The sequence below is a fragment of the Pseudomonas sp. P7779 genome, from assembly GCF_013386315.1.
GTDB lineage: Bacteria > Pseudomonadota > Gammaproteobacteria > Pseudomonadales > Pseudomonadaceae > Aquipseudomonas.
Genome location: NZ_JACARZ010000035.1, coordinates 1 through 24671 on the forward strand (window position 1 = coordinate 1; position 24671 = coordinate 24671).

Sequence of the window (24671 nt, forward strand, 5' to 3'; positions counted from 1 at the left end):
GAGCGGAACCAATAGCAGCCCTGACCGAAATAACGGATATGCACACACCACAAGCGAGCAAAAAAAAGCCCCGCGACCGAATGACGGCACGGGGCTAAAAATTGGCTGGATGCGACCAACCAAAGGAGCTCTTTAAGTCAAATCACTTGGCACTGGCAATCGTGGTACTCGGCTGCCACCCACCGCCCAACGCCTTGTAGATCGCGACGATCCCGCGATACAGATCCACCTCGGCCTGAGCCTGGGAGTCCTCGGCGGCCAAACGCTCACGCTGCGCGTCCAGCAACACCAGGAAGTCCACCGTCCCTTCGCGGTAACGAATCTCCGCCAGATCCGCAGCAGCCCGGCTCGACTCACTCTGACGAATCAGCGAGACCAACCGCTGCTGGCGTTTGCCGTAATCACTGAAGGCATTCTCCGATTCTTCCAGCGCCAGCAACACCTGCTGCTCATAAGTCGCCAGGGCGCCATCCGCTTCGGCATCCGCACCACGCAACCTTGCCCGCACACTGCCCAGGTCAAACGCCGCCCAGGTAATGCTCGGACCCAGCGACCAGGCATTCGCCGCCGCCGACCCAATCTGCGAACCCCGCCCAGCGGTAAACCCGAGGAACCCACTGAGGCTCACCCGCGGAAACAGATCAGCCTTGGCCACCCCAATCCGCGCCGTGGCGGCTGCCAACTTACGCTCGGCACTGAGAATGTCCGGACGACGTTGCAGCAGTTGCCCCGGATCACCAATCGGCAACGCCTTGGCAATCGCCGGCAAATCTTTCGGGCTCAAATCCACGCTCAACTTGTCCGGCCGCTCACCGAGCAGGGTAGCGATACGATTACGCTCGCGAACTTCCTCGGCCTGCAGCTGCGGCACACTGGCTTCTACAGCCGCCAGACGCGCATCGGCCCGCACCACATCGAGCTGATCGCCCACACCGGCGTCCCGCAGGCTGACGGTGATACCGCGCGAATCCTCCTGGTTCTTCAGGTTGGCCACTGCGATTTTCTCGCGCAGTTGCGCGCCCCGCAGTTGACCGTAAGCGTCCACCAACTCGGCAATCATCGTCACTTGCAGCTGATACAAGTCAGCTTCGGCAACCTGTTGGTCAGCGTCGCTGGCCTCGAGGTTGCGGCGGATGCGCCCGAACAAGTCCACTTCCCAGGCCATGTCCAGGCCCAGGTCATAACGCTCGCTGTTGACACGTTGGGTGGTCTGGCCGGGGATCTGGCCTTTGCCCACATCGCTGCTGACACGGCTGGTGATCACCGGCATCACGTCATTGGCAGCGTCGTCACGAATCGCCCGGGCCGCCCGCAGGCGGGCAAATGCCACCCGCAGGTCACGGTTGCCTTGCAGGGATTGAGTCACCAGCTGGTTAAGGGTCGGGTCCTCGAACTGCTGCCACCAGATGCCTTCGAACTTACCGTGGTCGTATTGCTTGGCGTCGGCGGCGGCCGTTACGTTGGCTGCCTCCAGTGGCTGGGTTTTATAGTCCGGGCCCACGGCACAGGCGCTCAGCGCCAGTACCAGCAAGCTCGGCAAAAATACTTTCACGCTCATTGCTGTGTCTCCAGCTTCAAGGCCTTGGCCGCTTTGCGCGCTTCACCGCGTTCAACAAACCGGCGGATCAGTACATAGAACACTGGCGTCAGCAGCAGACCGAAGAAGGTCACGCCGATCATCCCGGAGAACACCGCCACACCCATGGCATGGCGCATCTCGGCACCGGCACCGCTGGACATCACCAGAGGCACTACACCCATGATGAAGGCGAACGAGGTCATCAGGATCGGCCGCAGACGCAGACGGCAGGCTTCCAGTACCGCAGCGAGCGGATCGAGGCCTTCCTGCTGTTTATCCTTGGCGAACTCGACGATCAGAATCGCGTTCTTACAGGCCAGGCCCACCAGGACGATCAGGCCGATCTGGGTAAAGATGTTGTTGTCGCCGCCAGAGATAATCACCCCGGTGATGGCCGACAACAGGGTCATCGGTACGATCAGGATCACCGCCAGTGGCAGGCTCCAGCTTTCGTATTGGGCGGCCAGTACCAGGAACGCCAGCAGTACGCAGAGCGGGAACACGAACAGCGCAGTGTTGCCCGAGAGGATTTGCTGATAGGTCAGGTCGGTCCACTCGTAGGTCATGCCGTTGGGCAGTTCGTCTTTCAACAGTTTCTCGATCGCCGCCTGGGCCTGGCCGGAGCTGTAGCCCGGTGCGGCGTTGCCGTTGATCTCGGCGGTGATGAAGCCGTTGTAGTGCATCACGCGGTCCGGGCCCGAGGTGTCGCTGACCTTGATGAAGGTCGCCAGGGGAATCATCTCGCCTTTGTTGTTGCGCACTTTCAGCTGGCCGATCTGGTCTTCATCCTGGCGGAACTGTTGCTCAGCCTGCACGTTGACCTGATAGGTGCGCCCGAAGCGGTTGAAGTCGTTGGCATACAACGAGCCCAGGTAGATCTGCAGGGTGTCGAAGATGTCGCTGATCGCCACGCCATGGGTCTTGGCCTTTTCGCGGTCGATGGCAGCATCGACCTGGGGCACGTTGACCGTGTAGCTGGTGAACAGGCCGAACAACTCAGGCACGCCACGGCTCTTGGTAATGATGTTCTGCACTTCTTTGTACAGCTCGTCGTAACCCAGGTTGCCACGGTCTTCGACCTGCAGGCGGAACCCGCCGATCGTACCCAGGCCCTGTACCGGCGGCGGTGGGAAGATCGCCATGTAGGCTTCCTGGATGCTGCTGTACTTGCCGTTCAGTGCACCGGCAATCGCACCGGCAGACAGGCTCGGGTCTTTACGCTCATCGAACGGCTTCAAGGTCACGAACACGATGCCGTTGTTCGGGCTGTTGGTAAAACCGTTGATCGACAAGCCGGGGAAGGCAATCGCGCTTTCCACGCCGGGCTGTTTCATCGCAATGTCGGACATGCGTTTGATCACGTCTTCGGTGCGGTCCAGGCTCGCGGCGTCCGGCAATTGCGCGAAGGCCACCAGGTATTGCTTGTCTTGGGCCGGTACGAAACCGGTCGGCGTGTGGGCAAAGCCCATCCAGGTCAGGACCATCAGGCCGGCGTACAGGAACAGCGCGATACCACTGCCGCGGATCACCCGGCGTACCGTGCCGACGTAACCATGGCTGGCCTTGTCGAAGAAGCGGTTGAACGGTTTGAACAACCAGCCACCCAGCATCCTGTCGAGGAACCTGGAGAACCCGTCTTTCGGAGCGTTGTGGCCTTTGAGCAATACCGCTGCCAGTGCGGGCGACAGGGTCAGCGAGTTGAACGCCGAGATCACGGTCGAGATCGCAATGGTCAAGGCGAACTGCTTGTAGAACTGGCCGGTCAAGCCGCTGATAAATGCCGCTGGAATGAACACCGCACACAGTACCAGCGCGGTCGCGATGATCGGGCCGGTTACTTCGCTCATGGCCTTTTCAGTGGCCGGGAACGGTTCCAGGCCCAATTCGATGTTCCGTTCGACGTTCTCCACCACCACGATGGCGTCGTCCACCACGATACCGATCGCCAACACCAGCCCGAACAGCGACAGCGCGTTGAGCGAGAAGCCAAACAGGTGCATCACCGCAAAGGTACCGATCAACGATACCGGCACCGCCACCAATGGAATGATCGACGCACGCCAGGTCTGCAGGAACAGGATCACCACCAGCACCACCAGGATCAGTGCTTCAAACAGGGTGTGAACCACGGCCTCGATGGAGCCACGTACGAAGACGGTAGGGTCATAGGCGATGCGGTAATCCATGCCCTCCGGGAAGCTCTGTTTCAGCTCCGCCATCTTGGCGCGCACTTCATTGGAGATGTCGATTGCGTTGGAGCCCGGGCGCTGGAAGATCGGGATCGCCACGGCCGGCTGGTTGTCGATCAACGAGCGCAGGGCGTACTGGCTGGAACCCAGCTCAACCCGTGCAATGTCCTTCAAGCGCGTGATTTCGCCGTTGGCGCCGGCACGGATGACGATATTCTCGAACTCTTCCTCAGTGACCAGTCGGCCCTGGGTGTTGACCGACAGCTGGAAGCTGGTGTCATTCGGCGCAGGTTGCGCGCCCAAGGCACCGGCCGCCACCTGGCGGTTCTGTTCGCGAATGGCCGTGACCACGTCGGTGGCGGTCAGGTTGCGCGAGGCGGTCTTGTTCGGGTCCAGCCACACACGCAGGGAGTAATCGCCCATGCCGAACAGCTGCACATCACCCACGCCGCCCAGCCGTGCCAGCTCATCCTTGATATTGAGGATCGCGTAGTTGGACAGGTAGAGCATGTTGTAGCGCTGGTCGGGGGAGGTGATGTGCACCACCATGGTCAGGTCGGGAGAGGCCTTGTCCACGGTAATACCGATGCGCGTCACCTCCTCGGGCAGTTTGGGCTGAGTCCGGGTTACCCGGTTCTGCACCTGCACCTGCGCGTTGTCCAGGTCGGTGCCCAGGGCGAAGGTGATGGTCAGGGTCAGCTTGCCGTCGGCGGTTGACTGCGAGGACATGTACAGCATGTTCTCGACGCCGGTGATGGCTTGCTCCAGAGGCGCGGCCACGGTTTCACCGATGACCTTGGGGTTGGCGCCCGGGAAGTTGGCACGGACCACGACGGTCGGCGGCACCACTTCCGGGTATTCACTGATCGGCAGCTGGAACAGTGAAATCGCGCCGGCGATCAGGATCAACAGCGACAGCACCGCTGCGAAGATCGGCCGCGAAATGAAGAACTTGGAAAAATTCATCTTGAGTCGTATCCCTTAACCGCGTGGAGTCGCTGTACTTGCGAGCTTGGGCGCGGCTTTATCCGGCGCCACTTGCTCCAGGTTGCTGGCTTCAAGCGCTTGTCGTTGTTGTGCCAAGGCGGCGAGGGTTTCCTTGCTGGCCATCGGGATGGTTTCCGGTGCAACCGGCGACCCCGGGCGAACGCGCTGCAAACCCTTGACGATGATCGTGTCGTCCTTGGTCAGGCCGCTGCGCACGATGCGCAAACCTTCGATCTTCGGACCCAGCTCCACCGCGCGGTAGGCAGGCTTGTCGCCGTCCATCACCAGTACGAACTTCTTGCCCAGGTCGGTGCCCACGGCTTCGTCGCTGATCAGCACGGCGGAGTAGGTGCCACTGCCTACCAGCTTCAGGCGCGCATACAGGCCTGGGGTGTATTCGCCCTTGCTGTTATCAAACACGGCGCGACCACGAATGGTGCCGGTGGCCGGGTTGACCTGGTTGTCGACGAAGTTCATCTGGCCCAGGTGCGGGTTGCCGTCTTCATTGGACAGGCCCAGGTACACCGGGGTAGTCGCGCCACGGCGACCCTGGCGCGCGAGTTCGGTGTACTTGAGATACACACGTTCATCGGCGTCGAAGTAGGCGTAGACCTTGTCGGTGGACACCACGCTGGTCAGCGCGGTGACATCGGCGGTCACCAGGTTGCCGGCGGTGATCTCGGCACGGCTGACGCGGCCGCTGATGGGCGAGCTGACACGGGTGAAGCTCAGGTTCAGCTTGGCCAGGTCCAACTGCGCCTGGATGCCGGCGACAGTCGCATGGGCTTCCTGGGCGGCGGTGGTGCGCGAGTCGGCCAGCTCGGCGGAGATCGCATTGCTCTGGCGCAGGCGTTCGCCGCGCTGGGCTTCGTTATCGCTGCGGGTGGCGGCGGCCTTGGTTTGTGCGAGTTGTGCTTCGAGGCGGCGCACTTCGGCCTGGAATGGGCGTGGGTCGATCTGGAACAACAGGTCGCCTTTCTTGACCAAGGCACCTTCGGTGAAGGCGACCTGATCGATCTGGCCCGACACGCGCGGACGGATCTGCACGGTTTCCGGCGCTTCGAGCCGGCCGGTGAATTCGTCCCACTCATTGACCGGTTGTTCCAGCACCTTGGCCACGCTGACGTGGCTTGGTGGCATGGCGGCTGCCTGTTCGGGCGCTTTGCCGCAGGCGCTCATCACCATCACGGCCAAAATGGCCAAGGGATAGCGCAAATGTTTGAGTGACTGTTCCATGAGGTGCATCCGCCAATGTATTTAAGATGGGCGGATCATGCTCGGCAGGGTGCTATCTCACGAATCGAATGAAACAAAGGTAACTATCATTCGGAATGATATAAGCGTAAAGCGAGCCCTCTAGCATGGGGCTTTCGTTAGGGAGCTATCAATGCTGTTGATGACAAAGGACTGTTGCGCAAGATGCAAGGAACAGCGCGCCGCATAAATTGTCGGGCGTGTCTGCTATTCAAATGTACAGAGCGCCGGGTTGGTTGTCGTGCATTCGTTGCCTGACCATGCGCTGCCCAGAGGCCTGGCATTGAGCTGGTTTTTCAGGGTCATGCTTACCGGTTCATGGTTCTGATCCAGGTAGTGGCATGCCACAGACGACTGGCCCTGGCTGCTTTGGATCACCGCCTTTTCAAAGTGGACCTGGTGCAGGTCCTTCTGCTCTGTCATCGGGTTTTGCCCGGTCCATTGCCGACCGTCCGGGCCGGACGCGGTGTAGGCGACCACTTCCCCGGTCGGCGTCTTTTTGAACGCGTCTTTAAGGGCATGGGTGGGCGGGCAGGCACCAGTGCCAGCGTAGACGTTGCCCATCAACGCCATCAGGGTAATCACGAGAGCTGAGGTTTTCCTGAGCTGCCTGTTCATCACGCGTGCTCCTGGTCTGGAGTAACTGTGAGGTAAAGACTAGCCCAAACAGGCACCGCCGGAAGGTGCTAAATCCACACGTCGTTGATTGCCGTACGCTCGCCACCTTCACTGCCGGTGTTCAGCACGCCGCAGGGTTCGATCAACAGCAACTTCACCTCACCCAATGCGTGTGGCTTGTGCTCGACGCCCTTGGGCACCACGTACATTTCCCCTTGGCTGATGATCACCGCGCCGTCGCGGAAGTCGATGCGCAGGGTGCCTTCGAGGACGATAAAGGTTTCATCGGTATCGGCATGGTCGTGCCAGATGAAGTCACCTTCGATCTTCACCACCTTGAACTGGTAGTCGTTCATCTGCGCGACGACCTTGGGCGCCCATTGCTCGCTGAACAGGGCGTATTTCTGGGCGAAGTTGATCGAGGCGTAATTCGTCGAAGCGTGGGAGGCGGGCATTGTAGGTTCCAGGGTTTCAGGACATTGGAGCCTTAAGTTAGGCCTAACGGCTGGCCGGATATTGAATGATCGTGCAGCGACAGCTCATCCACTATCCGCTCGATCAACACCCTGACACGGCGCGGTTGAACCCGTGTCGGCGGATAGATGATGTTCAGCGCGGTACTACCCAAATCATAGTCAGCCAGCAGCTCGACCAATCGCCCGGCCTCAAGGTCGGCGCGCACGTCCCACACCGATTTCAGGCAAATGCCATGGCCCGCCAGGCACCACTGGCGTACCAGCGCACCGTCGTTCGCCACCCGCCGGCCCTGGACCAGCACCCGATGGGCGTGCCCGTGCCGCTTGAAGGTCCATTCCCGCGAAATATTGATGCCGAAGCGCATCACCAGGCACTCGTGGCGCGCCAGCTCCTCGGGGTGTCGGGGCGTACCATTGAGCGCCAGGTAGTGGGGTGACGCACACAGCACGCGACGGTTTTCGCCAATCGGCCTGGCATGCAGGGTGCTGTCCGCCAGCTCGCCGTAGCGCACCGCGAAATCGATGCCCTGGCTCACCGGATCGGCGTATCCGTCGCTCAGGTTCAGGTCAATGCTGATCTCGGGATGCTCCAGCATGAATGCGGCGAGGATCGGTTCGATGTATTGGCGCCCGAGGTCTTCCGGGGCGCTGAGGCGAATCGGCCCGGACAGGGTGTGGGTGCCATGGCGAATGCTGCTGTGCAGCTCGTTGGCCTCTGCCAGCAAGCGGCGGGCGCCTTCCACCAGCAAGCGGCCTTCGTCCGTCAGGTTGATCGCCCGGGTGGTGCGGTTGAGCAGGCTGGCGCCATAGAAACCCTCCAACTGCGCGAGCCTTTCCGAGACAGAGGCGGGTGACAGTCCCAGCTCTCTACCCGCTGCCGACAGCCCGCCTTTTTCCACAATCAGCAAAAACAACTCAAGGTTCTTCAGCAGCATTGTTCGGTATTTCCGAAAGTAGTTTTTGATTTCGACTCAATTATCAAGTTAAGCCAAAAGAACTAGTTTTGCATCCATCGTTAACCATCGGAGTGACTGACATGTCATCCAATTCTTCGAAAATGCCCATCCAGGTCTGGGTGCTGACCCTGGCGGCTTTCGCCATCGGCACCGCCGAGTTCGTGATTGCCGGATTACTGACCCAGGTCTCCCACAGCTTGAACATCAGCGAAGGGCAGGCTGGCAGCCTGATTACCGCCTACGCGCTGGCCATCGTGATCGGAGGCCCGGTGCTGACCATCTGGCTCTCGCGCTACGAAAAACGCACGGTGCTGTGGTTGTTGATGGCGGTGTTCGTCGGCGCCAACGTAATGACTGCCCTCAGCAGCGACTACAGCGTGTTGCTGGTCAGCCGGGCGATTGCCGGGCTGACCCAGGGGCCGTTCTACGGGATCGGCGCGGTGGTCGCGACGCGCCTGGTGGCCAGCGGCATGGAAGGCCGCGCCGTCGGCCAGATGTTTGCCGGGCTGACGTTGGCCAACGTGCTGGGCGTACCCGCCGGCTCGTGGATTGGCAATCAATATGGCTGGAGCACCGCATTCCTGGTAGTCGCCGCGTTGGGCGTGCTCGCGTTGCTGGCAATCATTGTGTCGATCAAGCGCCAGGGCACCGAGCAGTCAGTGTCGTTGATCAACCAGTTGGCGGTGTTTCGTAACCGCAACCTGCTGGCCAGTCTGATGTTCACGGTGCTCGGCTGGGCCGGGTTCATGGCCTTTTATGGCTATATCGCGCCGATTGCCGAACAGGTGGCAGGGTTTGATTCGACGATGCTGACCGCTGTGCTGGTCGTGGTCGGCATTGGCCTGGTAGTCGGCAACAGTCTCGGGGCGCGTACCGCAGACGCCAACTTGCGCTTTTCGCTGATGTTCTGGCCGGCGGCGATGATCGTGACACTGATCGCCGCAGGCCTTGTGGCGCCCTACAAGTGGCCGTTCCTGGTGACCGTGTTCCTCTTCGGTATCGCCTCGTTCGCCAACGTGCCATCCATGCAAATGCGCGTGATGAAGCACGGCGGCAAGGCCCCGGAGCTGGCTGCCACGGCGAATATCTCGGCCTTCAACCTGGCCAACGCCCTGGGCGGCGTCATCGGCGGCATCGTTGTGGACAGCCACTGGGGCGCGGCGGCGATTCCGTTTGCGGCTGCGGCGATTCCATTGCTCGGTGTGCTGTTCATTGTTTCCCAGGAAGCCGCGGGTAAAGCCACCCGGCCTGCCGCGATTGCCTGATCCCCTGAATTCAGTATGAGGTGAACCAACATGGACAAAACCGATAACCCGCATCGTCGTACTTTCCTCGCCCAGGCCGGCACAGGTGCTGCTGTTCTGGCCGCAGGATCGCTGCTCGGCCCGGCCGCTGCCAAAGCCGCGGTGACAGTGCCGGGCAACGCTGCCCCCGCGGCGACTGCCGGCAAGGCAATCGGGCGTTTCTGGCCAGGGGACACCCGGCTGGTGGTGTCCATTTCCATGCAATTCGAGGCAGGCGGCCAACCGCTCAAGGGCACTGACAGTCCGTTTCCCCACGTGGATTTTCCCGACAGTGTTCCGGAGGATGTGGCCACCAATACCTGGTTTGCCTATGGCTACCGTGAAGGTATTCCGCGGATGCTTGATCTCTGGGACCGGCATGGGGTGAAAGTCACCTGCCACATGATCGGCGACGCCGTAAAGCGCAACCCAGCGCTGGCCCGGGAGATCGTCGCCCGTGGGCACGAAGCCTCGGGGCATGGCCCGCACTGGAGCTCGCAATTTGCTATGAGCCGCGATGAAGAGCGCACTTTCCTGCGCCAGGCCGCGAGCATGTTGCAGGACGTCACCGGTCAGCCGGTCACCGGCTACAACTGCAACTGGCTGCGGCGCGGGCCCAATACCTTGTCGTTGTTGCAGGAGCTGGGCTACGTCTATCACATTGATGATGTGAGTCGCGATGAGCCGTTTATCGAGCAGGTCAATGGCAAGGACTTTGTCGTGGTCCCGTATACCCTGCGCAACAACGACATCGTCTTGATTGAGGGGCGCAATTACTCGCCCTCGAAATTCCTTCAACAGGTCAAGCTGGAGTTCGACCAGCTCTACCTGGAAGCCGGAAGCCGACGCCGCATGATGGCGATCAGTGCCCACGATCGCATCAGCGGTACGCCGCAAATGGTCAGGGTCTGGGACGAGTTTCTGCGGTACGCCAACAGCCATCCCGGCGTGGCGTTCATGCGCAAGGACGCCATCGCTCAATACACCTTGAAAAGCCCCCTCAGCCTCAGGGAAAGCGAAACCATCTGAGTTCGTTCTCTTCGCCTTTAAAGGATGTGCCCGTATGCAACGTTCCATTCCCCTTATCGCCGCCGGATTCCTGGCCCTGACCCTCTCCGGCGTGGCGTTTGCCACCACCGAACTGGTGACGCCGGGTGTCCTGGTGGTGGACAAGAGCCTGACCGCCGCGCAACTGAAGATCATGGAAACTGTCGCCCGGCGTTACGACACTTTCTGGAATACCGGTGACGAGAGCCTGGCCCGTGAAGCGCTGGCGCTCAACTTCATCGATAAAACACCGCCCGCCGGGCGCAAACAAGGGCCGGAGGGACCGCTGCTGGCCTCCCGTGCGTTTCGCGGCGCGGTGCCGGACCTGAGCTGTGAAGTAGAGCAAATGATCATTGCCGGCGACCGCGTGGTGGCACATTTGCATTTTCGCGGGCACTTCACCGGTTCCTTTGGTCAGATCAAGGGCACTGGGCAGGTCGTAGACTTTATTGCCACCGACATTTACCAGATCGGCAAGGGCAAGATCGTCGCCAACTGGCACATCGAAGACAACCTGACGCTGATGAAGCAGTTGGGTGCGCTCTGACGGGAGGGCTCTGCACATGACCGTTCACTACCTTGATCACTTCACGCTCCGCACGGAGCATGTCGACGCGACGGTGAGTTTCTATCGTGACGCCCTCGGCCTGGAGGAGGGCTGGCGCCCGGCGTTTCCTTTTCCGGGCAGTTGGCTTTATTCAGCAGGTCGCCCGCTGCTGCATATCGCCAGCCTGCAGGGCAGCGCCGCGCAGCTTGAAACGTATCTTGGGGTGCGTGCTGCCGGCGACGGCTCAAGTGCGCTCGATCACATTGCATTGCGCTGCAATGACCTTGAAACTCACCGGCAACGCCTGCACACGCTAGGGCTGCCTTTTACCGAGCGGGTGGTGCCGGAGCTGTTCGAGCACCAATTGTTTGTCGAAGACCCCAACGGGATCAGGGTCGAGCTGATCTTTGCTTACCCGGCGGCCTGAGGTGGCTGGCCGGATTTCCCGGCCAACTGTTGGCTGGGCAACAGCAGTCGGACAGTTGTGGTTTGGGCGGGACAGCGCAACGTCATCCAATGTTTTCATCTGCTTGATTTTATTCGAAATAATTTATGGCATGGGCTCTGCAATGCACACAGGTGAACCCTTTCACCCGTTGCTCAGCGGAGCCCTGTATGCCTTGCACCTTTTTCTCGCGTTCACGTTACATCTTGCTCGGCGCAGCGTTGTTGCTGGGCCACGCCGCCGTGTCCCAGGCCGCCGAGGGCGATGACGCGGTGCCGTCCCTGGCCGGCAAGCGCATTGCCGTGAGCATGACCGGCACCAGTCACTACTTCGATATCAAGGCCTTCCAGGCCCAGGTCGATGAGATCAAGCGCCTCGGCGGCACGCCGATCACACTGGATGCAGGGCGCAATGACAAGAACCTGGTGACCCAACTGCAAACCGTGGTCACCCAGAAACCCGATGCGGTGATCCAGACCCTCGGCACCCTGAGCGTGATCGACCCGTGGCTCAAGCGCATCAGCAAGGCCGGCATCCCGCTGTTCACCATCGACGCGCCGTCGCAGTACAGCCTCAACAACACCACCTCGGATAATGTCGCCACCGGCAAGGCCCTGGCCGATCAGTTGATCAAGGATGCCGGCGGCAAGGGCAAGATCTTGGTGTTCAACGGCTTCTACGGCGTGCCGGTGTGCGCGATTCGCTACGACCAGTTGAAGCTGGCGCTCAAGGATCACCCGCAACTGGAAATCATCGAGCCGGAGCTGCGGGATGTGATCCCCAACACCGTGCAGGATGCCTATTCCCAGGTGTCCGCGTTGCTCAACAAGTACCCGGCCGGCAGTGTCTCGGCGATCTGGGCGGCATGGGACATTCCGCAACTGGGGGCAAGCAAGGCGTTGATCGACGCCAGGCGCACCGAGATCAAGACCTACGGCGTGGACGGTACGCCGGAAGTACTGGAGCTGCTCGGCCAGGCCAATTCGCCGGTGGGCGCGGTAGTCGCCCAGCAACCGGCGCTGATCGGCAAGACTGCTGTGCAGAACGTGGCCCGCTACCTGGCCGGGCAGCGTGACCTGCCCAAGGAAACCCATGTGCCGACGCTGCTGACCACCGCCGCCAACCTGGCGCAGGTCCAGCAACTGCGGGGTGATTGATGGCCGCGTTGCACTTGCAGCACCTGCGCAAACGCTTCGGCGCCACCCTGGCGCTGGAGGATGCGAGCCTGAAGGTCGAGCGCGGCACCATTCACGGCCTGGTTGGCGAGAACGGTGCCGGCAAGTCGACCTTGATCAAGGTCCTGGCGGGGATCCACAAAGCGGACTCGGGGCAGGTGAGCATTGACGGCCAGCCGTATGCCGCACTGTCGCCGCGCCAGGTGGACGCGCTGGGCGTGCAGTTCATCCATCAGGAGCGGCTGTTGCCGGCGAGTTTTACCGTGGATGAAGCGCTGTTCTTCGGGCATGAATTACGCCGGGGTCCGTTTGTGGATCGGCGCCGGCAGCAGCGCGAGGCCGAGCGCTTGCTGGCGGAATATTTTGAGCTGCAACTGCCCGCCGACGCGTTGGTAGGCGAGCTGAACAGCGCCGAGCGCCAAGTGCTGCAAATCACCCGGGCATTGATTCGCCAGCCGAAGATCCTGGTGTTCGACGAGCCCAGCGTGGCGCTGGTCAAGCGCGAAGTCGACCAGCTGCTGCGGATCGTCAAGCGCCTGCGGGACCAGGGTTTGTCGATTCTCTACATCTCCCATTACCTGCAGGAAATCGACAGCCTGTGCGATGAAGTGACGGTGTTGCGCAATGGTCGAGATGTGGCCGTGGTAGAGCCACGGCACACCACCAGCGCGCAGATTGCGCGGTTGATGGTCAACCGCGAGGTCCAGGAGATGTACCCCAAGGCGCAGGTGGAGCGCGGCGAACCATTGCTGCAGGTGCGCGGGCTGAGCCTGGCCCGGCGCTACCGGCAGATCGACCTGGAATTGCGTCGGGGCGAGATCGTCGGCCTCACCGGGCTGGTCGGGTCGGGCGCCAAGGACCTGCTCAAGACCCTGTTCGGTGTGGTGCGCGCCGACAGCGGCAGCATTCATCTGGAGGGGCGTTTGTTGCGCCTGCGTTCACCCGGAGAAGCCATTGCCCAAGGGATTGCACTGGTGCCGGAAGAACGCCGCAGCCAGGGGATTTCACCGCTGCTGTCGGTGCTGGAAAACCTCACGCTCGCCGGGCTTGGGCGTTTCAGTCGCTGGGGGGTACTGAGCCAGCGTAAGGAGCAGGCCGAAAGCCTGCGGCTGATCGACGAGTTGGCGATCAAGACGCCGGGCCCGCAGGCTGCCGTCAGCCAGCTCAGCGGCGGCAACCAGCAGAAAGTCGCCCTGGGCAAATGGCTGAGCCGGCGCTCGGCGGTGTACCTGTTGGACGAACCGTGCGTAGGTGTGGACGTCGGCGCCAAGGTCGAGATTTATCGCGTGATCGGGCGGCTGGTGGAAGAGGGCGCAGCGGTGCTGGTGCTGTCTTCGGATTTGCCCGAACTGCTGGGGATCTGCGACCGCATCCTGGTGCTGCATCGCGGTGAAATAGCCGGGGAGTTCCATGCCGGTGAGGCGGACAGTGATCAACTGTTGGCGTGTGCCACGGGTGCGGTGCAGTCCACAGTGGCTGTGCAGGTGAAACAGGAGGTGGCGCATGTCCCTGCTTGAAGCTGCTACTCCTGGCTTGTCCCAACGGTTATGGGTACTGCTGTTGCGGCGCGGCTCGGTGGGCGTATTCCTCGCGATTTTGCTGGGCTTTGCCGTCGCCGCGCCGAACTTCTTTTCAGTCGGCAATATCGCGAATGTGTTCAGCCAGTCGGCGATCCTCGGCGTACTTGCCTTCGGCCTGACCTGCGTGATTATCGGCGGCGGCTCCAACGTGGTGGCGGGCGGGCTTGATCTGTCGCTGGCGGCCAATTTGGGCTTGTGCGCGGCCGTGTTCAGTCGACTCAACAACGCAGGCCTCGACCTGTGGGCAAGCCTGCTGCTGACCTTGGGTTGCGGCCTGGCGGTGGGCCTGCTCAATGGCCTGGCCGTGGTGGTGCTGCGCTTGCCACCGTTGCTCGCAACGCTGGCAAGCATGAATGTACTGGCCGGGCTGGAGCTGGTCCTCACCGAAAACACCGTGGTCTCGACTGACTCACCGTTGCTCGACCTGCTCAGCGGCGGCGCATGGCTGGGCGTGCCGGCACTCGCCTGGGTGTTGCTGGTGACGGCCTTTGTGTTGACGCTGCTGATCCAGCACACCGCCTATGGGCTGCGCCTGCATGCCGTCGGCGAGTACCCGCACGCCGCCGAGGCCGCCGGGATTCGAGTGCCGGCCTACGTACTCTCCAGTTATTTGCTCTCTGGGCTGTGTGCCGCGGTGGCGGCTTTGTGTTCAGCGGCATTTTTCAGCGGCAGCACCACCGGCTCCGGCGACATGCTGTTGTCGGTGGTCGCCATAGCCTTTCTTGGCGTGGTGTTTTCCCGGCGACTGGTGGCAAGCATCCCCGGCACCTTGCTCGCGACGCTGTTGATCGGCTTTTTGATCAACGGGTTTCAGTTGCTCAACGTATCGAGCTTCTGGGTCAACGGTGTCCAGGGCGTGCTGATTCTGCTGGTGGTCGCCGCTTCCAGCGCATTGAACCGGGGAGAACATTCATGAGTCAGGTATCCATCCTGCAAGCCCATGGCGGCTGGCGTTCGCTGTTGCCCCTGACGTTGCCGCTGGTGTTCGTGGCCATCGTGGTGGCGTTTGCCTGGCAGGCCCCGGGGTTTCTCAGTGGCGGCAACCTGAAAAGCCTGGTGCTGAATAACTTCGTGCTGCTGGCGATTGTTGCGATCGGCATGACCTATGCGGTGGCGGCCGGTGGCATCGATCTGTCGGTAGGCACCGCGCTGGATTTCGCCAGCTTCAGCTTCGTGGTGTTGCTTAACGCCGGGCACGGGCTGGGTGTGGCGATTGCCGGTGCGTTGGCCGCCGGGCTGCTGGTAGGGCTGTTCAATGCCGGCTTGATCGCGGGGCTGCGGATCAGCCCGTTCCTGGCCACCCTCGGCACCTTGTTTATCGGCACCAGTGCCCAGCAACTGCTCTCGGACGGCGGCCAGCCAATTTATATCGCCCAGGGTTTCAAGCCGGAACTGGCGAGCTTCAGCCCGTTGGGCGTGCCCTTGCCGCTTTTGGTCGTGCTGGTATTGGCCGTGGTCTACGGCCTGTTGCTGGCCCGTGGACGCCTGGGGCGCGAACTGCTGGCCCAGGGTACCCAGCCGCTGCTGGCGTATTACTCGGGGTTGTCGGTGCGGCGCATCGTCACCACCACGGTGCTGGCGGCGGCGCTGGCGTGCGCGGTGGCGGGGATCCTGCTTAGTTCGACGGTGAGCGCCTACGTGCCGCTGTCGGGCAATGCGTTCCTGCTGAATGCGATTGGTGCGGTGTTTATCGGCACCACATTGAACCACCAGGGCCGCGCGAATATTCCGGGCACGTTGCTGGGGGTGCTGTTCATCAACGTCATCGCCAATGGCTTGCTGTTGATCGGCTGGAACTTCTACTGGCAGCAGGTGGCAACCGGCGTGCTGATATTTATCGTGCTGGCCTTCAGTTTCATCAGCCGCAGGATTGCGCAGAACACCTGAGGCGCGGCGCCCCAGGTGTCGGTCTGCCCGTTACTTTTCCCAGTCAGCCTTGGCAATCAACAGGCCATGGTTGCCGTTATAGGCGGCGCGCTCGGGTTGTTTCCAGCCCTCCAGCAGCGCGTCGTCGAGGCGGTAGATTTCCACCCCCAGCGGACGGCAGACCTTCAACGGGTCTTCCGCATCCGGGCCCCACATCGGCAGCGACAGGTCGCCACCGGGGCAGGTGGAGAGGGCACACAGCAGGTCGATTTCGGCGAAGAACTCCAGATAGTCGCCCTGCTTGGCCGGGCAGGCTTTCATGAAGTACATGTCGTCGTGATTGAGGCCGGTGCACTGGAAAATGTTCAGCACGTCGTGCACGTCGAACTCGGTCAGGCCATGGGGCAGCACGGCGCGGGTCAGGTTGGAGTGGCAGTGGTGGTGGAAGTCTTCGCCCGTGAGCATCTTGTTCACGTAAGGGTCGCAGCGCGTGCCCAGCAAGTCATGCAGGCGCCCGCCGTGTTCGTCGATGCCATAGCCGGCCAGGCTGTCATCGGTGATGGTGACCATCGGCCGCAAAAACGGCAGGTTCGACCACAGGCGGTCGTAGGTGGTGACGTGCGCGCCTTGCAGCTGGCGGGTGCGTGCCGCCCACATGCGTTCGCGGGGGTCGTTGGCGCTCCACACGTTGAAGTCGCCGACCTGCGGGCCAACCGGCGTGGTCACGCGGAACACATGGCCTGCCGGTACTTTCCAGGCGCGGCCGGTGCGGATCGGCACTTCGAATTGCTCGATCAGGGTGCGCCCGTCCCGGGACTCGCGCACGCGGTCATAGAAGGCTTTGTCGACCTGCAAGGCAGCGCCTTTGCTGACTTGGTAGGCCGCTGGGTAGTCCTTGTACATGGTGGGTCCTCGCTTCAGGGTTTTGGAATGCTGCTCAGGATGTCCAGCAGCAGCGATTCGGAGTCATTGAGGTAGCTGGCCAGGGCTTCGCCGGCGGCTTGCTTGTGGCCGTCAACCAGCAAGTCGTGAATCTGCCGGTCGCGCTCCAGCCAGGGCTTCTGGAAGGTTTCCTCGCTGGGCGCGTTGGAAAACACCAGGCGCATCTGGGCTGCAATATGGGTAAAAAACTCGTCCAGCAACGGGCTGCGCATCAGCCCGACAATATGTTGGTGAAAGCGCAGGCTGTGGGTGCCGAAGGCTTGCCAGTTCTCGCGGTCCTGGGCCAGCTGCGCGGCCTCGATGGACTCCAGCATCAGGTCGGACTGGTATTCGCGCAGCGGCTTGCTGGCGGCGATGGCCTGCAGCTCCAGGGTGCGTCGCACCTTGAAGATGTCACGCACTTCCTCCACCCCCAGGCGGCGCACGATCACGCCTTTGTTGCGCACGTAGCTGGTCAGGCCTTCGCGGCCCAGGTGGTGCAAGGCTTCACGCACCGTGTTGCGCGAGGCGTTGTAGGCGTTCACCAGTTCGCTTTCCACCAGCGGCATGCCGGGCAGCAGGCGGCCGCCGATGATGTCTTCGCGCAGTTCGATGGCAACCTGGTCGGCCAGCGACAGGCTGGGTTCCTTGGCTTGGCTCACGTTGGGGCTCCTTGGGCTCACGCCAGTTGGACGTCTTTGAGGAACTTGGTCATGCGTTCGCTGCGTTGCTCGAGCATGTCACGCGGTGCGGCGTCCTGGATAATCTCGCCGCCTTCCATGAACACCACACGATCGGAAAGCTTGAACGCGAAGTTCATTTCATGGGTGACGATGACCATGGTCATGCCCTCGCGAGCCAATTCCTCGATTACCGCCAGTACGTCGCCCACCAGTTCCGGGTCGAGGGCCGAGGTGGGTTCATCGAACAGCATCACCGAGGGCCGCATCGCCAGGGCGCGGGCAATCGCCACCCGTTGCTGTTGCCCGCCGGATAGCTGGTGCGGGTATTTGCCGGCGTGCTCCAGCATGCCGACCTTGCGCAACAGGGCCAGGCTCAACAGGCGCAGTTCTTCGCCGCTACCATGGGCATGGTAGACCGGCGCGAGCATCACGTTCTCAAGGGCGGTTTTATGCGGGAACAGGTTGAACCCCTGGAACACCATGCCGACATGCACGATGCCGCGCATATGCACCTTGTGCCCCAGCGCGCCTTGCGGCTCCTGGCTGCCACGCAGGAACGGCTGGCCTTGCAGGGTGATTTCGCCACGGTCGAGGCTTTCGAGGCCGTTCATGGTACGAATCAGTGTGGTTTTGCCAGAGCCTGACGGGCCGATGATCGACACCACCTCGCCCCAGCGCACATTCAGTTCGACGCCCTTGAGCACTTCCAGCTCGCCATAGGCCTTGCGCACCCCGCGGGCCTGCAAGGCAAACTCGCCGGGCTCGGCCTGGCCGGGGGCACGACGCGTGGCCACCTGGTCGAGCACGGCGGGGGCGATGGCCTTGGGTTTGCGCCGGGTCACGTCCAGGTGGTTCTCCAGCACCCGCAACAGCCAACTGAACACCGTCACGATGAACACGTAATAAAACGCCACGGCCAGCATGGTCTCCATCACCAGGAAGTTCTGGGTGTAGAGCTGTTGGCCCACCAGCAGGATTTCCGAAAGCGAAATCACCGACACCAGCGAGGTGAGCTTGACGATGGTGATGTATTCGTTGGCCAGTGTCGGCAACGCAACCCGCAGCGCCTGCGGCACCACAATCAACCGCTGCACGCCGCGATAACCCACGCCCAGCGCCTTGCCGGCTTCGCGCTGCCCCTTGACCACCGCCAGCAGGCCGCCCCGATGGATCTCGGCGATGTAGGCCGCCTCACTCAGCACCAGGGCGATCAGGCCCGCGGAGTAGGGGTTGGACAACACCACGCTGGTGGACGGAAACACCTGCGGCAGGTTGTAGACGAAGATCAACAGCACCAGCAACGGCAGGCTGCGGAAGAACCAGATGTAGACGCCAGCGGAGTCCCGCAGCCAGCGGCGCTCCGACTGCCGCGCCAGGGCCAGGAAAAACCCCAGCACAATGCCCAGCAGCCAGGTTTCCAGGCTCAGTTCGACCACGGTGCCGACGGCTCGCCAGAAGTCGCCGTTCCATAACAAGCCCAGGGTGTAGTGCCAATCGAATTGCATAAAGGTGCTCCGCGTTTCAGTTACCCAGTGCCGCACTGATCTCGGCGGCGTTCGGCTCGGCCAGGTTGTAGCGCGCCAGCAGCTTGCCGTAGCTGCCGTCCTGCTTGATCTGGCTCAGGGCACCGGTCAGCGCCTGGAGCAGTGCCGGGTTTTCCTTGCGCACGGCCAGGCCGACCACCACCGGGTAGATCAACTCGCTGGAGCTGATCACGGTTTTGCCTTGCAGTTTTTCCACGGTGATCTTGGCGACCGCCGCGTCTTCCATCTGCACGTCCACCGCCTGGGCGAGCAGGGCCTGGGCGGCCTCCGGGGACGTCGGGAACTCACGCGACTCGATCGCCGGCTTGCCCGCAGGGAGGCAGTAGTCCGCCGAAACCTTGTTCAGCTTTGGCACCCACGACGCGCCCTTGATCGACCCGACGCGCTTGCCGCACAGGTCTTCCGGGCGCTGGGGCTTGAAGTCGCCGGTGCTGAGCACCATCAGCGAAGAACCGGTCTTCAGGTAGCTGAGGAAATCCACCTGTTTGGCGCGCTCGGGGGTGACGTACAGCGCCGAGGCCACCACGTCGAAACGCCGGGCGTTGACGCCGAGGATCAGGTTGGCGAAACGGGTGTCGAGAAAACGTGGTTTGAGCCCCAGTTGCTTGCCCATCAGTTGCATGAACTCCGGGTCGAAACCGGCCGGGGTCTTTTGCTCAAGGTAGGTGTAAGGCGGGTAGGTGAGGTCGGAGCCGATGGACAGCTCGCCCGGTTTCAGGGTGCCCTTGATTTCGGCAGCCGACAGCAGCGGCGTCACGCACGCCAGGGTGATCGCTAGCGCCAATGTGCGCAGGGTGTTCTTGCCCGTCAGACCTTTTTGCATATTCGTCGCCTCGGTTGCTGGATGCAGGGAGATTTGGATTGTTCAACAATCCTGTATTAGCTAGTAAGCGGTTATCGTGCCAACTAATGACTTTTTCAGGTTTTTGATGGGTTTTGACGCGTGAGACAGCCGTTTTTTGCAAGCGCGCACCCCAATTCGGGGCAATTCGTTACCGGGCGCCACGTTGTGAGGCAGGCATTTCGCGGACCATAAAGGACGCACTTATTGATAAAGTGCCGATTCGAAACCATGAGTGAACAGCAATGACGTCGACCTCCCAACGCCGCTCAACCCTGATTGCCTTGTTGGTCGCCGTCACCTTCTTCATGGAGAACCTCGATGCCACCGTGATCGCGACCGCGTTGCCGGACATCGCCAAAACCTTCGGCGTGGGCGCGGTGGACGTGAACATCGGTATGAGCGCCTACATGCTCGCCGTCGCGGTGTTCATTCCCATCAGCGGCTGGCTGGCCGACCGCTTTGGCTCGCGGCGGGTATTCGGTTGGGCAATCGTGCTGTTCAGCCTGTCGTCACTGCTGTGCGGGTGGAGCGACAGCCTGCAGACCTTCGTCGCCGCGCGCGTGTTGCAGGGCATCAGCGGCGCGATGATGGTGCCGGTGGGGCGCCTGGCGGTGCTGCGGGCTACCGAGAAAAAAGACCTGGTGCGGGCGATTTCATTCATCACCTGGCCCGGCCTGGTGGCGCCGATATTCGGGCCGCCGGTGGGCGGGTTTATCGTTACCCACGCGTCCTGGCCGTGGATTTTCTACCTCAACCTGCCGCTGGGCCTGCTGGCGCTGATTGCCACGCTGGTACTGATCCCCAAACACGACGAGGTGACGTCCCGCTCATTCGATTTCAGCGGCTTCCTGCTGGTGGGTGTCGCCAGCGCGGCGCTGTTGTACGGCGTGGAACTGCTCGGGCAAAGCCGTGGCAGCTTGTTGCAGGGCCTGTTACTCAGCGCTGCAGGCGTAATGCTCGGCGCCTTTGCCTGGCGCCATATGCGCCGGCATGCCCAACCATTGCTGGCGCTGGGTGTGGTGAGTGTGCGCACGTTCAGTGTGTGCCTGTGCGGCGGGTCGATTTTCCGGGTGGCCATCAGCACCTTGCCGTTCCTGCTGCCGCTGATGTTTCAACTGGCGTTCGGCCTTTCTGCATTCGATGCGGGGTTGCTGGTGCTCGCGGTATTTGCCGGCAACCTGGCGATGAAGCCGTTCACCACGGCGGTGATGCAGCGCTGGGGCTTTCGCTCGGTGCTGATGATCAACGGCATCCTTGGCGTGCTCGCGATTGCGGCCTGTGCGCTGCTGGACGAGCGCATGAGCTGGGCGCTGATCCTGTTCATTCTGTTCGTGGGTGGCCTGTCACGCTCCATGCAGTTCACCTTGTTCAACACCCTGGGGTTCGCTGATATACCCAAGGCGCAGATGAGCGACGCCTCAACCTTGTTCAGCATGTTCTTCCAGCTGAGCATGGCCATGGGCGTGGCGATTGGCGCGCTGTTGTTACGTTTTGCCATGAATTTTCACGGCAATACCGGGCAGGCCGCCACCGCCGATTTCCAGCTGACGTTTCTTCTAGTGGCGGTGATCGCCGGCGTGGCGCTGCTGGATAACCTGCGGCTGCCGCCCCGGGCCGGTGAGTCGGTTTTGCAGCGAAAGTGAACCCACGATACCTTCGGGGTATGACGCAACACCTATTGAATATTGGACGGCTTGCGTCCCCCGCATCACTCTGCGGTGAAGTACATACGCAGGGCCCATAACAATAAAAGGCGCAACCATGACCGTGCTATTGAGTGAGCGCAGCCAGATTTTCGACCGTGCAGATGCCTATGCCGTGTCCGACTACGTCAACCAGCATGTCGGCAGCCACTGCATCCGCCTGCCGCCCAAGGGCCGCCCGCAGGCGAGCATCAGCCACCGGACCTTTTCCAGCCTGGACCTGTGCCGCATCAGCTACGGCGCGCCGGTGCGGGTGACCTCGGTGGCGCTGGAAACCATCTACCACCTGCAGATCCTGCTGCACGGCCACTGCCGCTCGAGCTCCCGTGGCGAAGAACAGGTGTTGGGCCCCGGCGAAGTGCTGCTGATCAACCCGGATGACCCGGTAGACCTGACCTATTCCGCCGACTGCGAAAAATTCATCGTCAAGGTGCCCGTGCGCCTGCTGGAAAACGCCTGCCTTGAGCAGCACTGGACGTTGCCGCAGCCGGGCATCCGTTTTGCGGCGCCGCGCCACGCACTTGCCGAAATGGGTGGGTTCCTGCAATTGCTGGGGCTGATCTGCCATGAGGCCGAAAACGCCGCCGAACCCGAAGTGCAGGGCCTGTACGAGCGCATTGTGGCGAACAAGCTGTTGGCGCTGCTGGCCAGCAACGTCCTGCGGGTGATTCCGCGACCGGATCAGGGTGGGGGCTTTGAAGCCGTGCGTCAGTTCATCGAGGAGCACCTGGCCGACGACATCAGCATCGAACAACTGATGGCCATCGCCAGGGTCAGCGAGCGTTCGTTGTATACCTTGTTTGAACGCCAGGTCGGCCTGTCACCCCGTGACTACATGCGCCAGCGCAAGCTGGAGCGGGTGCACGCCATGCTGCAACTGGCCACGGCGCGCAGCGTGACGGAGGTGGCGCTGGATCATGGGTTTGTGCATTTGGGGCGGTTCTCCGAGGCCTATCGCAAACGCTTTGGCGAGCTGCCTTCGCAAACCTGGAAGCGCCGGCTCGCGCCAGGCGGATAACGAATTGCAGTCAGCGGATATTGAGGGGTAGGGCAAGCACATAAGGTGGGGGGGCCTGATACAAGAACAACCGAGGGCCTACCCCATGATCAGCACATTCGACCGACTCGCCCGACAATTGCGCGACTCCGTCCAGGAAGATCCCGCCACTGGGGTGTTCCGCTGCCGCCGCGACATCTTCACCGACCCCGACCTGTTTGCCCTGGAAATGAAGCACATTTTCGAAGGCGGTTGGGTCTACCTGGCGCACGAAAGCCAGGTGCCGGAGATCAACGACTACTTCACCACCTGGATCGGCCGCCAGCCCGTGGTCATCACCCGAGACAAACACGGCACGCTGCACGGCCTGGTCAACGCCTGCGCCCACCGTGGCGCGATGCTCTGCCGCCGTAAACAAGGCAACAAAGGCTCGTTTACCTGCCCTTTCCACGGCTGGACCTTCAGCAACGCCGGCAAGCTGCTCAAAGTGAAGGACGCCAAGACCGGCGCCTACCCCGACAGCTTCGACTGTGACGGCTCCCACGACTTGAAACGCCTTGGCCGCTTCGAAAACTATCGCGGCTTCCTGTTCGGCAGCCTCAGCGAGACGGTGCCGGAGCTGAGCGACTACCTGGGTGAGACCCGGGTGATCATCGACCAGATGGTCGATCAGGCCCCGCTGGGGCTGGAGGTGCTGCGGGGCAGTTCGTCATATGTGTATGACGGCAACTGGAAGCTGCAGATCGAAAACGGCGCCGACGGTTATCACGTCAGCTCCGTGCACTGGAACTACTCGGCGACCATGGGCCGGCGCAATTACGAAGCCGAAGGCACGCGCACCGTGGATGCCAATGGCTGGTCGAAAAGCCTGGGCGGCGTGTACGCCTACGAGCATGGCCATATCCTGCTGTGGACGCGCCTGCTCAACCCCGAAGTGCGTCCGGTGCATGCCCATCGCGAGGCGCTGGCCGAGCGCCTGGGCCAGGAACGCGCCGATTTTATCGTCGACCAAACCCGCAACCTGTGCCTCTACCCGAATGTGTACCTGATGGACCAGTTCTCCACGCAGATCCGCGTGGTACGGCCAATCGCGGTCGACAAGACCGAAGTCACGATCTATTGCATGGCACCCAAGGGCGAAAGTGCCGAGGAACGCACCACGCGCATCCGCCAGTACGAAGATTTCTTCAACGTCAGCGGCATGGGTACACCGGACGATCTGGAAGAATTCCGCGCCTGCCAGACCGGCTACCAGGGCGCGACCACCTTGTGGAATGACCTCAGTCGCGGCGCCAAACAGTGGGTCGAAGGCCCTGACGAAAACGCCCGGGCCATGGGCATGAATCCGCAGCTCAGTGGCGTCAAGACCGAGGACGAAGGCCTGTTCGTGCGCCAGCACGCCCACTGGGCCCAGAGCCTGCAACGCGCTATCGAACGGGAGCAGCAAGGCTTGATCGCGACGGACAAGGAGGTGCTGGCATGAGTGCTTCCCGTGACCGCCTGCTGGACTTTCTGTACCGCGAAGCCCGCCTGCTGGATGACCGCCAGTGGGATGAGTGGCTCGAATGCTATTCACCCAAGGTCGAGTACTGGATGCCGGCCTGGGACGACCACGACACGCTGACCGAAGACCCCCAGAGAGAAATCTCGCTGATTTATTACCCCAGCCGCGACGGCCTGGAAGACCGGGTGTTCCGGATCAAGACCGAGCGCTCCAGCGCCAGCACCCCGGAGCCGCGCACCGCGCACCTGATCACCAACCTCGAAGTGCTGGCCGACGACGGGCAGCACGTGGAGTTGCGTTTCAACTGGCAAACCCTCAGCCATCGCTACAAGACCACGGATACGTACTTCGGTACCTCGTTCTATCGCCTCGACATCCGCGCCGAACAGCCGCTGATCACGCGCAAGAAGGTGGTGCTGAAAAACGACTACATCCATCAGGTCATCGATATCTACCACATCTGAGGACACGCC

The 24671-nt window shown here is 61.9% G+C and carries 22 protein-coding genes; 12 read left to right on the forward strand and 10 right to left on the reverse strand.

Annotated features, from left to right (window positions below; genetic code table 11):
* Positions 1-142: 142 nt before the first annotated feature.
* The 6 genes from HX869_RS11735 to HX869_RS11760 all read right to left on the reverse strand — a co-directional run bounded on the left by HX869_RS11735 (position 143) and on the right by HX869_RS11760 (position 8038).
* Positions 143-1558, reverse strand: coding sequence for an efflux transporter outer membrane subunit (locus HX869_RS11735; protein WP_102369143.1), 1416 nt, complete (start codon positions 1556-1558; stop codon positions 143-145).
* A complete protein-coding gene (locus HX869_RS11740; RefSeq protein WP_003210869.1) occupies positions 1555-4734 on the reverse strand; it encodes an efflux RND transporter permease subunit in 3180 nt (1059 codons plus the stop codon). The genes HX869_RS11735 and HX869_RS11740 overlap by 4 nt, the downstream gene beginning before the upstream one ends.
* A gap of 15 nt (positions 4735-4749) precedes the next feature.
* Positions 4750-5991: a multidrug efflux RND transporter periplasmic adaptor subunit MexE gene (gene mexE / locus HX869_RS11745; protein ID WP_008433857.1), complete on the reverse strand. Its 1242-nt coding sequence runs from the start codon at positions 5989-5991 to the stop codon at positions 4750-4752.
* 225 nt (positions 5992-6216) lie between these two features.
* On the reverse strand, positions 6217-6627 hold the full coding sequence (locus HX869_RS11750) for a DUF3757 domain-containing protein (RefSeq protein ID WP_178903116.1): 411 nt from the start codon (positions 6625-6627) through the stop codon (positions 6217-6219).
* A 68-nt stretch (positions 6628-6695) separates the two neighbouring features.
* The gene (locus tag HX869_RS11755) at positions 6696-7082 is read right to left on the reverse strand and encodes a cupin domain-containing protein (protein ID WP_134326679.1); all 387 of its coding nucleotides are present in this window, start codon (positions 7080-7082) and stop codon (positions 6696-6698) included.
* Between the two features lie 32 nt (positions 7083-7114).
* Positions 7115-8038 (reverse strand): LysR family transcriptional regulator, encoded by a 924-nt coding sequence (locus HX869_RS11760; RefSeq protein WP_178903117.1) that lies wholly within the window; start codon positions 8036-8038, stop codon positions 7115-7117.
* Positions 8039-8139: 101 nt separating this feature from the next.
* Here HX869_RS11760 and HX869_RS11765 point away from each other — a divergent pair, with 101 nt between their 5' ends.
* The 8 genes from HX869_RS11765 (at position 8140) to HX869_RS11800 (ending at position 16023) form a co-directional block, all read left to right on the forward strand.
* Positions 8140-9324, forward strand: coding sequence for an MFS transporter (locus HX869_RS11765; protein ID WP_177020810.1), 1185 nt, complete (start codon positions 8140-8142; stop codon positions 9322-9324).
* A gap of 30 nt (positions 9325-9354) precedes the next feature.
* Positions 9355-10371 (forward strand): polysaccharide deacetylase family protein, encoded by a 1017-nt coding sequence (locus HX869_RS11770; protein ID WP_178903118.1) that lies wholly within the window; start codon positions 9355-9357, stop codon positions 10369-10371.
* A gap of 34 nt (positions 10372-10405) precedes the next feature.
* Positions 10406-10936: an ester cyclase gene (locus HX869_RS11775; RefSeq protein ID WP_177021732.1), complete on the forward strand. Its 531-nt coding sequence runs from the start codon at positions 10406-10408 to the stop codon at positions 10934-10936.
* 16 nt (positions 10937-10952) lie between these two features.
* Entirely contained in the window at positions 10953-11363 is a 411-nt protein-coding gene (locus HX869_RS11780) for a VOC family protein (protein ID WP_177021731.1), read from the forward strand.
* A gap of 188 nt (positions 11364-11551) precedes the next feature.
* Positions 11552-12538: a sugar ABC transporter substrate-binding protein gene (locus HX869_RS11785; protein ID WP_178903119.1), complete on the forward strand. Its 987-nt coding sequence runs from the start codon at positions 11552-11554 to the stop codon at positions 12536-12538.
* Entirely contained in the window at positions 12538-14073 is a 1536-nt protein-coding gene (locus HX869_RS11790) for a sugar ABC transporter ATP-binding protein (protein WP_178903120.1), read from the forward strand. The genes HX869_RS11785 and HX869_RS11790 overlap by 1 nt, the downstream gene beginning before the upstream one ends.
* Complete coding sequence (locus HX869_RS11795) at positions 14060-15052, forward strand: ABC transporter permease (RefSeq protein ID WP_177036674.1); 993 nt, start codon at positions 14060-14062, stop codon at positions 15050-15052. The genes HX869_RS11790 and HX869_RS11795 overlap by 14 nt, the downstream gene beginning before the upstream one ends.
* The gene (locus HX869_RS11800) at positions 15049-16023 is read left to right on the forward strand and encodes an ABC transporter permease (RefSeq protein WP_178903121.1); all 975 of its coding nucleotides are present in this window, start codon (positions 15049-15051) and stop codon (positions 16021-16023) included. Before HX869_RS11795 ends, HX869_RS11800 begins: the two co-directional genes overlap by 4 nt.
* A gap of 30 nt (positions 16024-16053) precedes the next feature.
* Here the strand turns inward: HX869_RS11800 and HX869_RS11805 are convergent, their stop codons facing one another.
* From HX869_RS11805 to HX869_RS11820, 4 genes are read right to left on the reverse strand one after another with little or no spacing between them, the layout of a single operon-like run.
* Positions 16054-16905: a DUF1989 domain-containing protein gene (locus tag HX869_RS11805; protein WP_102604621.1), complete on the reverse strand. Its 852-nt coding sequence runs from the start codon at positions 16903-16905 to the stop codon at positions 16054-16056.
* A gap of 14 nt (positions 16906-16919) precedes the next feature.
* Positions 16920-17585: a GntR family transcriptional regulator gene (locus HX869_RS11810; protein WP_003210850.1), complete on the reverse strand. Its 666-nt coding sequence runs from the start codon at positions 17583-17585 to the stop codon at positions 16920-16922.
* A 17-nt stretch (positions 17586-17602) separates the two neighbouring features.
* Positions 17603-19111 carry an amino acid ABC transporter permease/ATP-binding protein gene (locus HX869_RS11815; protein ID WP_102369136.1) on the reverse strand — a complete coding sequence of 503 codons (1509 nt, stop codon included), beginning with the start codon at positions 19109-19111 and terminating at the stop codon, positions 17603-17605.
* Positions 19112-19127: 16 nt separating this feature from the next.
* Positions 19128-19973, reverse strand: a complete 846-nt coding sequence (locus tag HX869_RS11820; protein WP_008433837.1) for an ABC transporter substrate-binding protein — start codon at positions 19971-19973, stop codon at positions 19128-19130.
* A gap of 263 nt (positions 19974-20236) precedes the next feature.
* On the opposite strand from HX869_RS11820, the gene HX869_RS11825 reads away from it, so the two are divergent.
* The 4 genes from HX869_RS11825 to benB all read left to right on the forward strand — a co-directional run bounded on the left by HX869_RS11825 (position 20237) and on the right by benB (position 24662).
* Complete coding sequence (locus tag HX869_RS11825) at positions 20237-21637, forward strand: DHA2 family efflux MFS transporter permease subunit (RefSeq protein ID WP_178903122.1); 1401 nt, start codon at positions 20237-20239, stop codon at positions 21635-21637.
* A gap of 118 nt (positions 21638-21755) precedes the next feature.
* Positions 21756-22715 carry an AraC family transcriptional regulator gene (locus tag HX869_RS11830; protein WP_178903123.1) on the forward strand — a complete coding sequence of 320 codons (960 nt, stop codon included), beginning with the start codon at positions 21756-21758 and terminating at the stop codon, positions 22713-22715.
* A gap of 85 nt (positions 22716-22800) precedes the next feature.
* Positions 22801-24177 carry a Rieske 2Fe-2S domain-containing protein gene (locus HX869_RS11835; protein ID WP_003210841.1) on the forward strand — a complete coding sequence of 459 codons (1377 nt, stop codon included), beginning with the start codon at positions 22801-22803 and terminating at the stop codon, positions 24175-24177.
* Positions 24174-24662, forward strand: coding sequence for a benzoate 1,2-dioxygenase small subunit (benB, locus tag HX869_RS11840; protein WP_102604627.1), 489 nt, complete (start codon positions 24174-24176; stop codon positions 24660-24662). The genes HX869_RS11835 and benB overlap by 4 nt, the downstream gene beginning before the upstream one ends.
* The last annotated feature ends 9 nt before the right edge of the window (positions 24663-24671 follow it).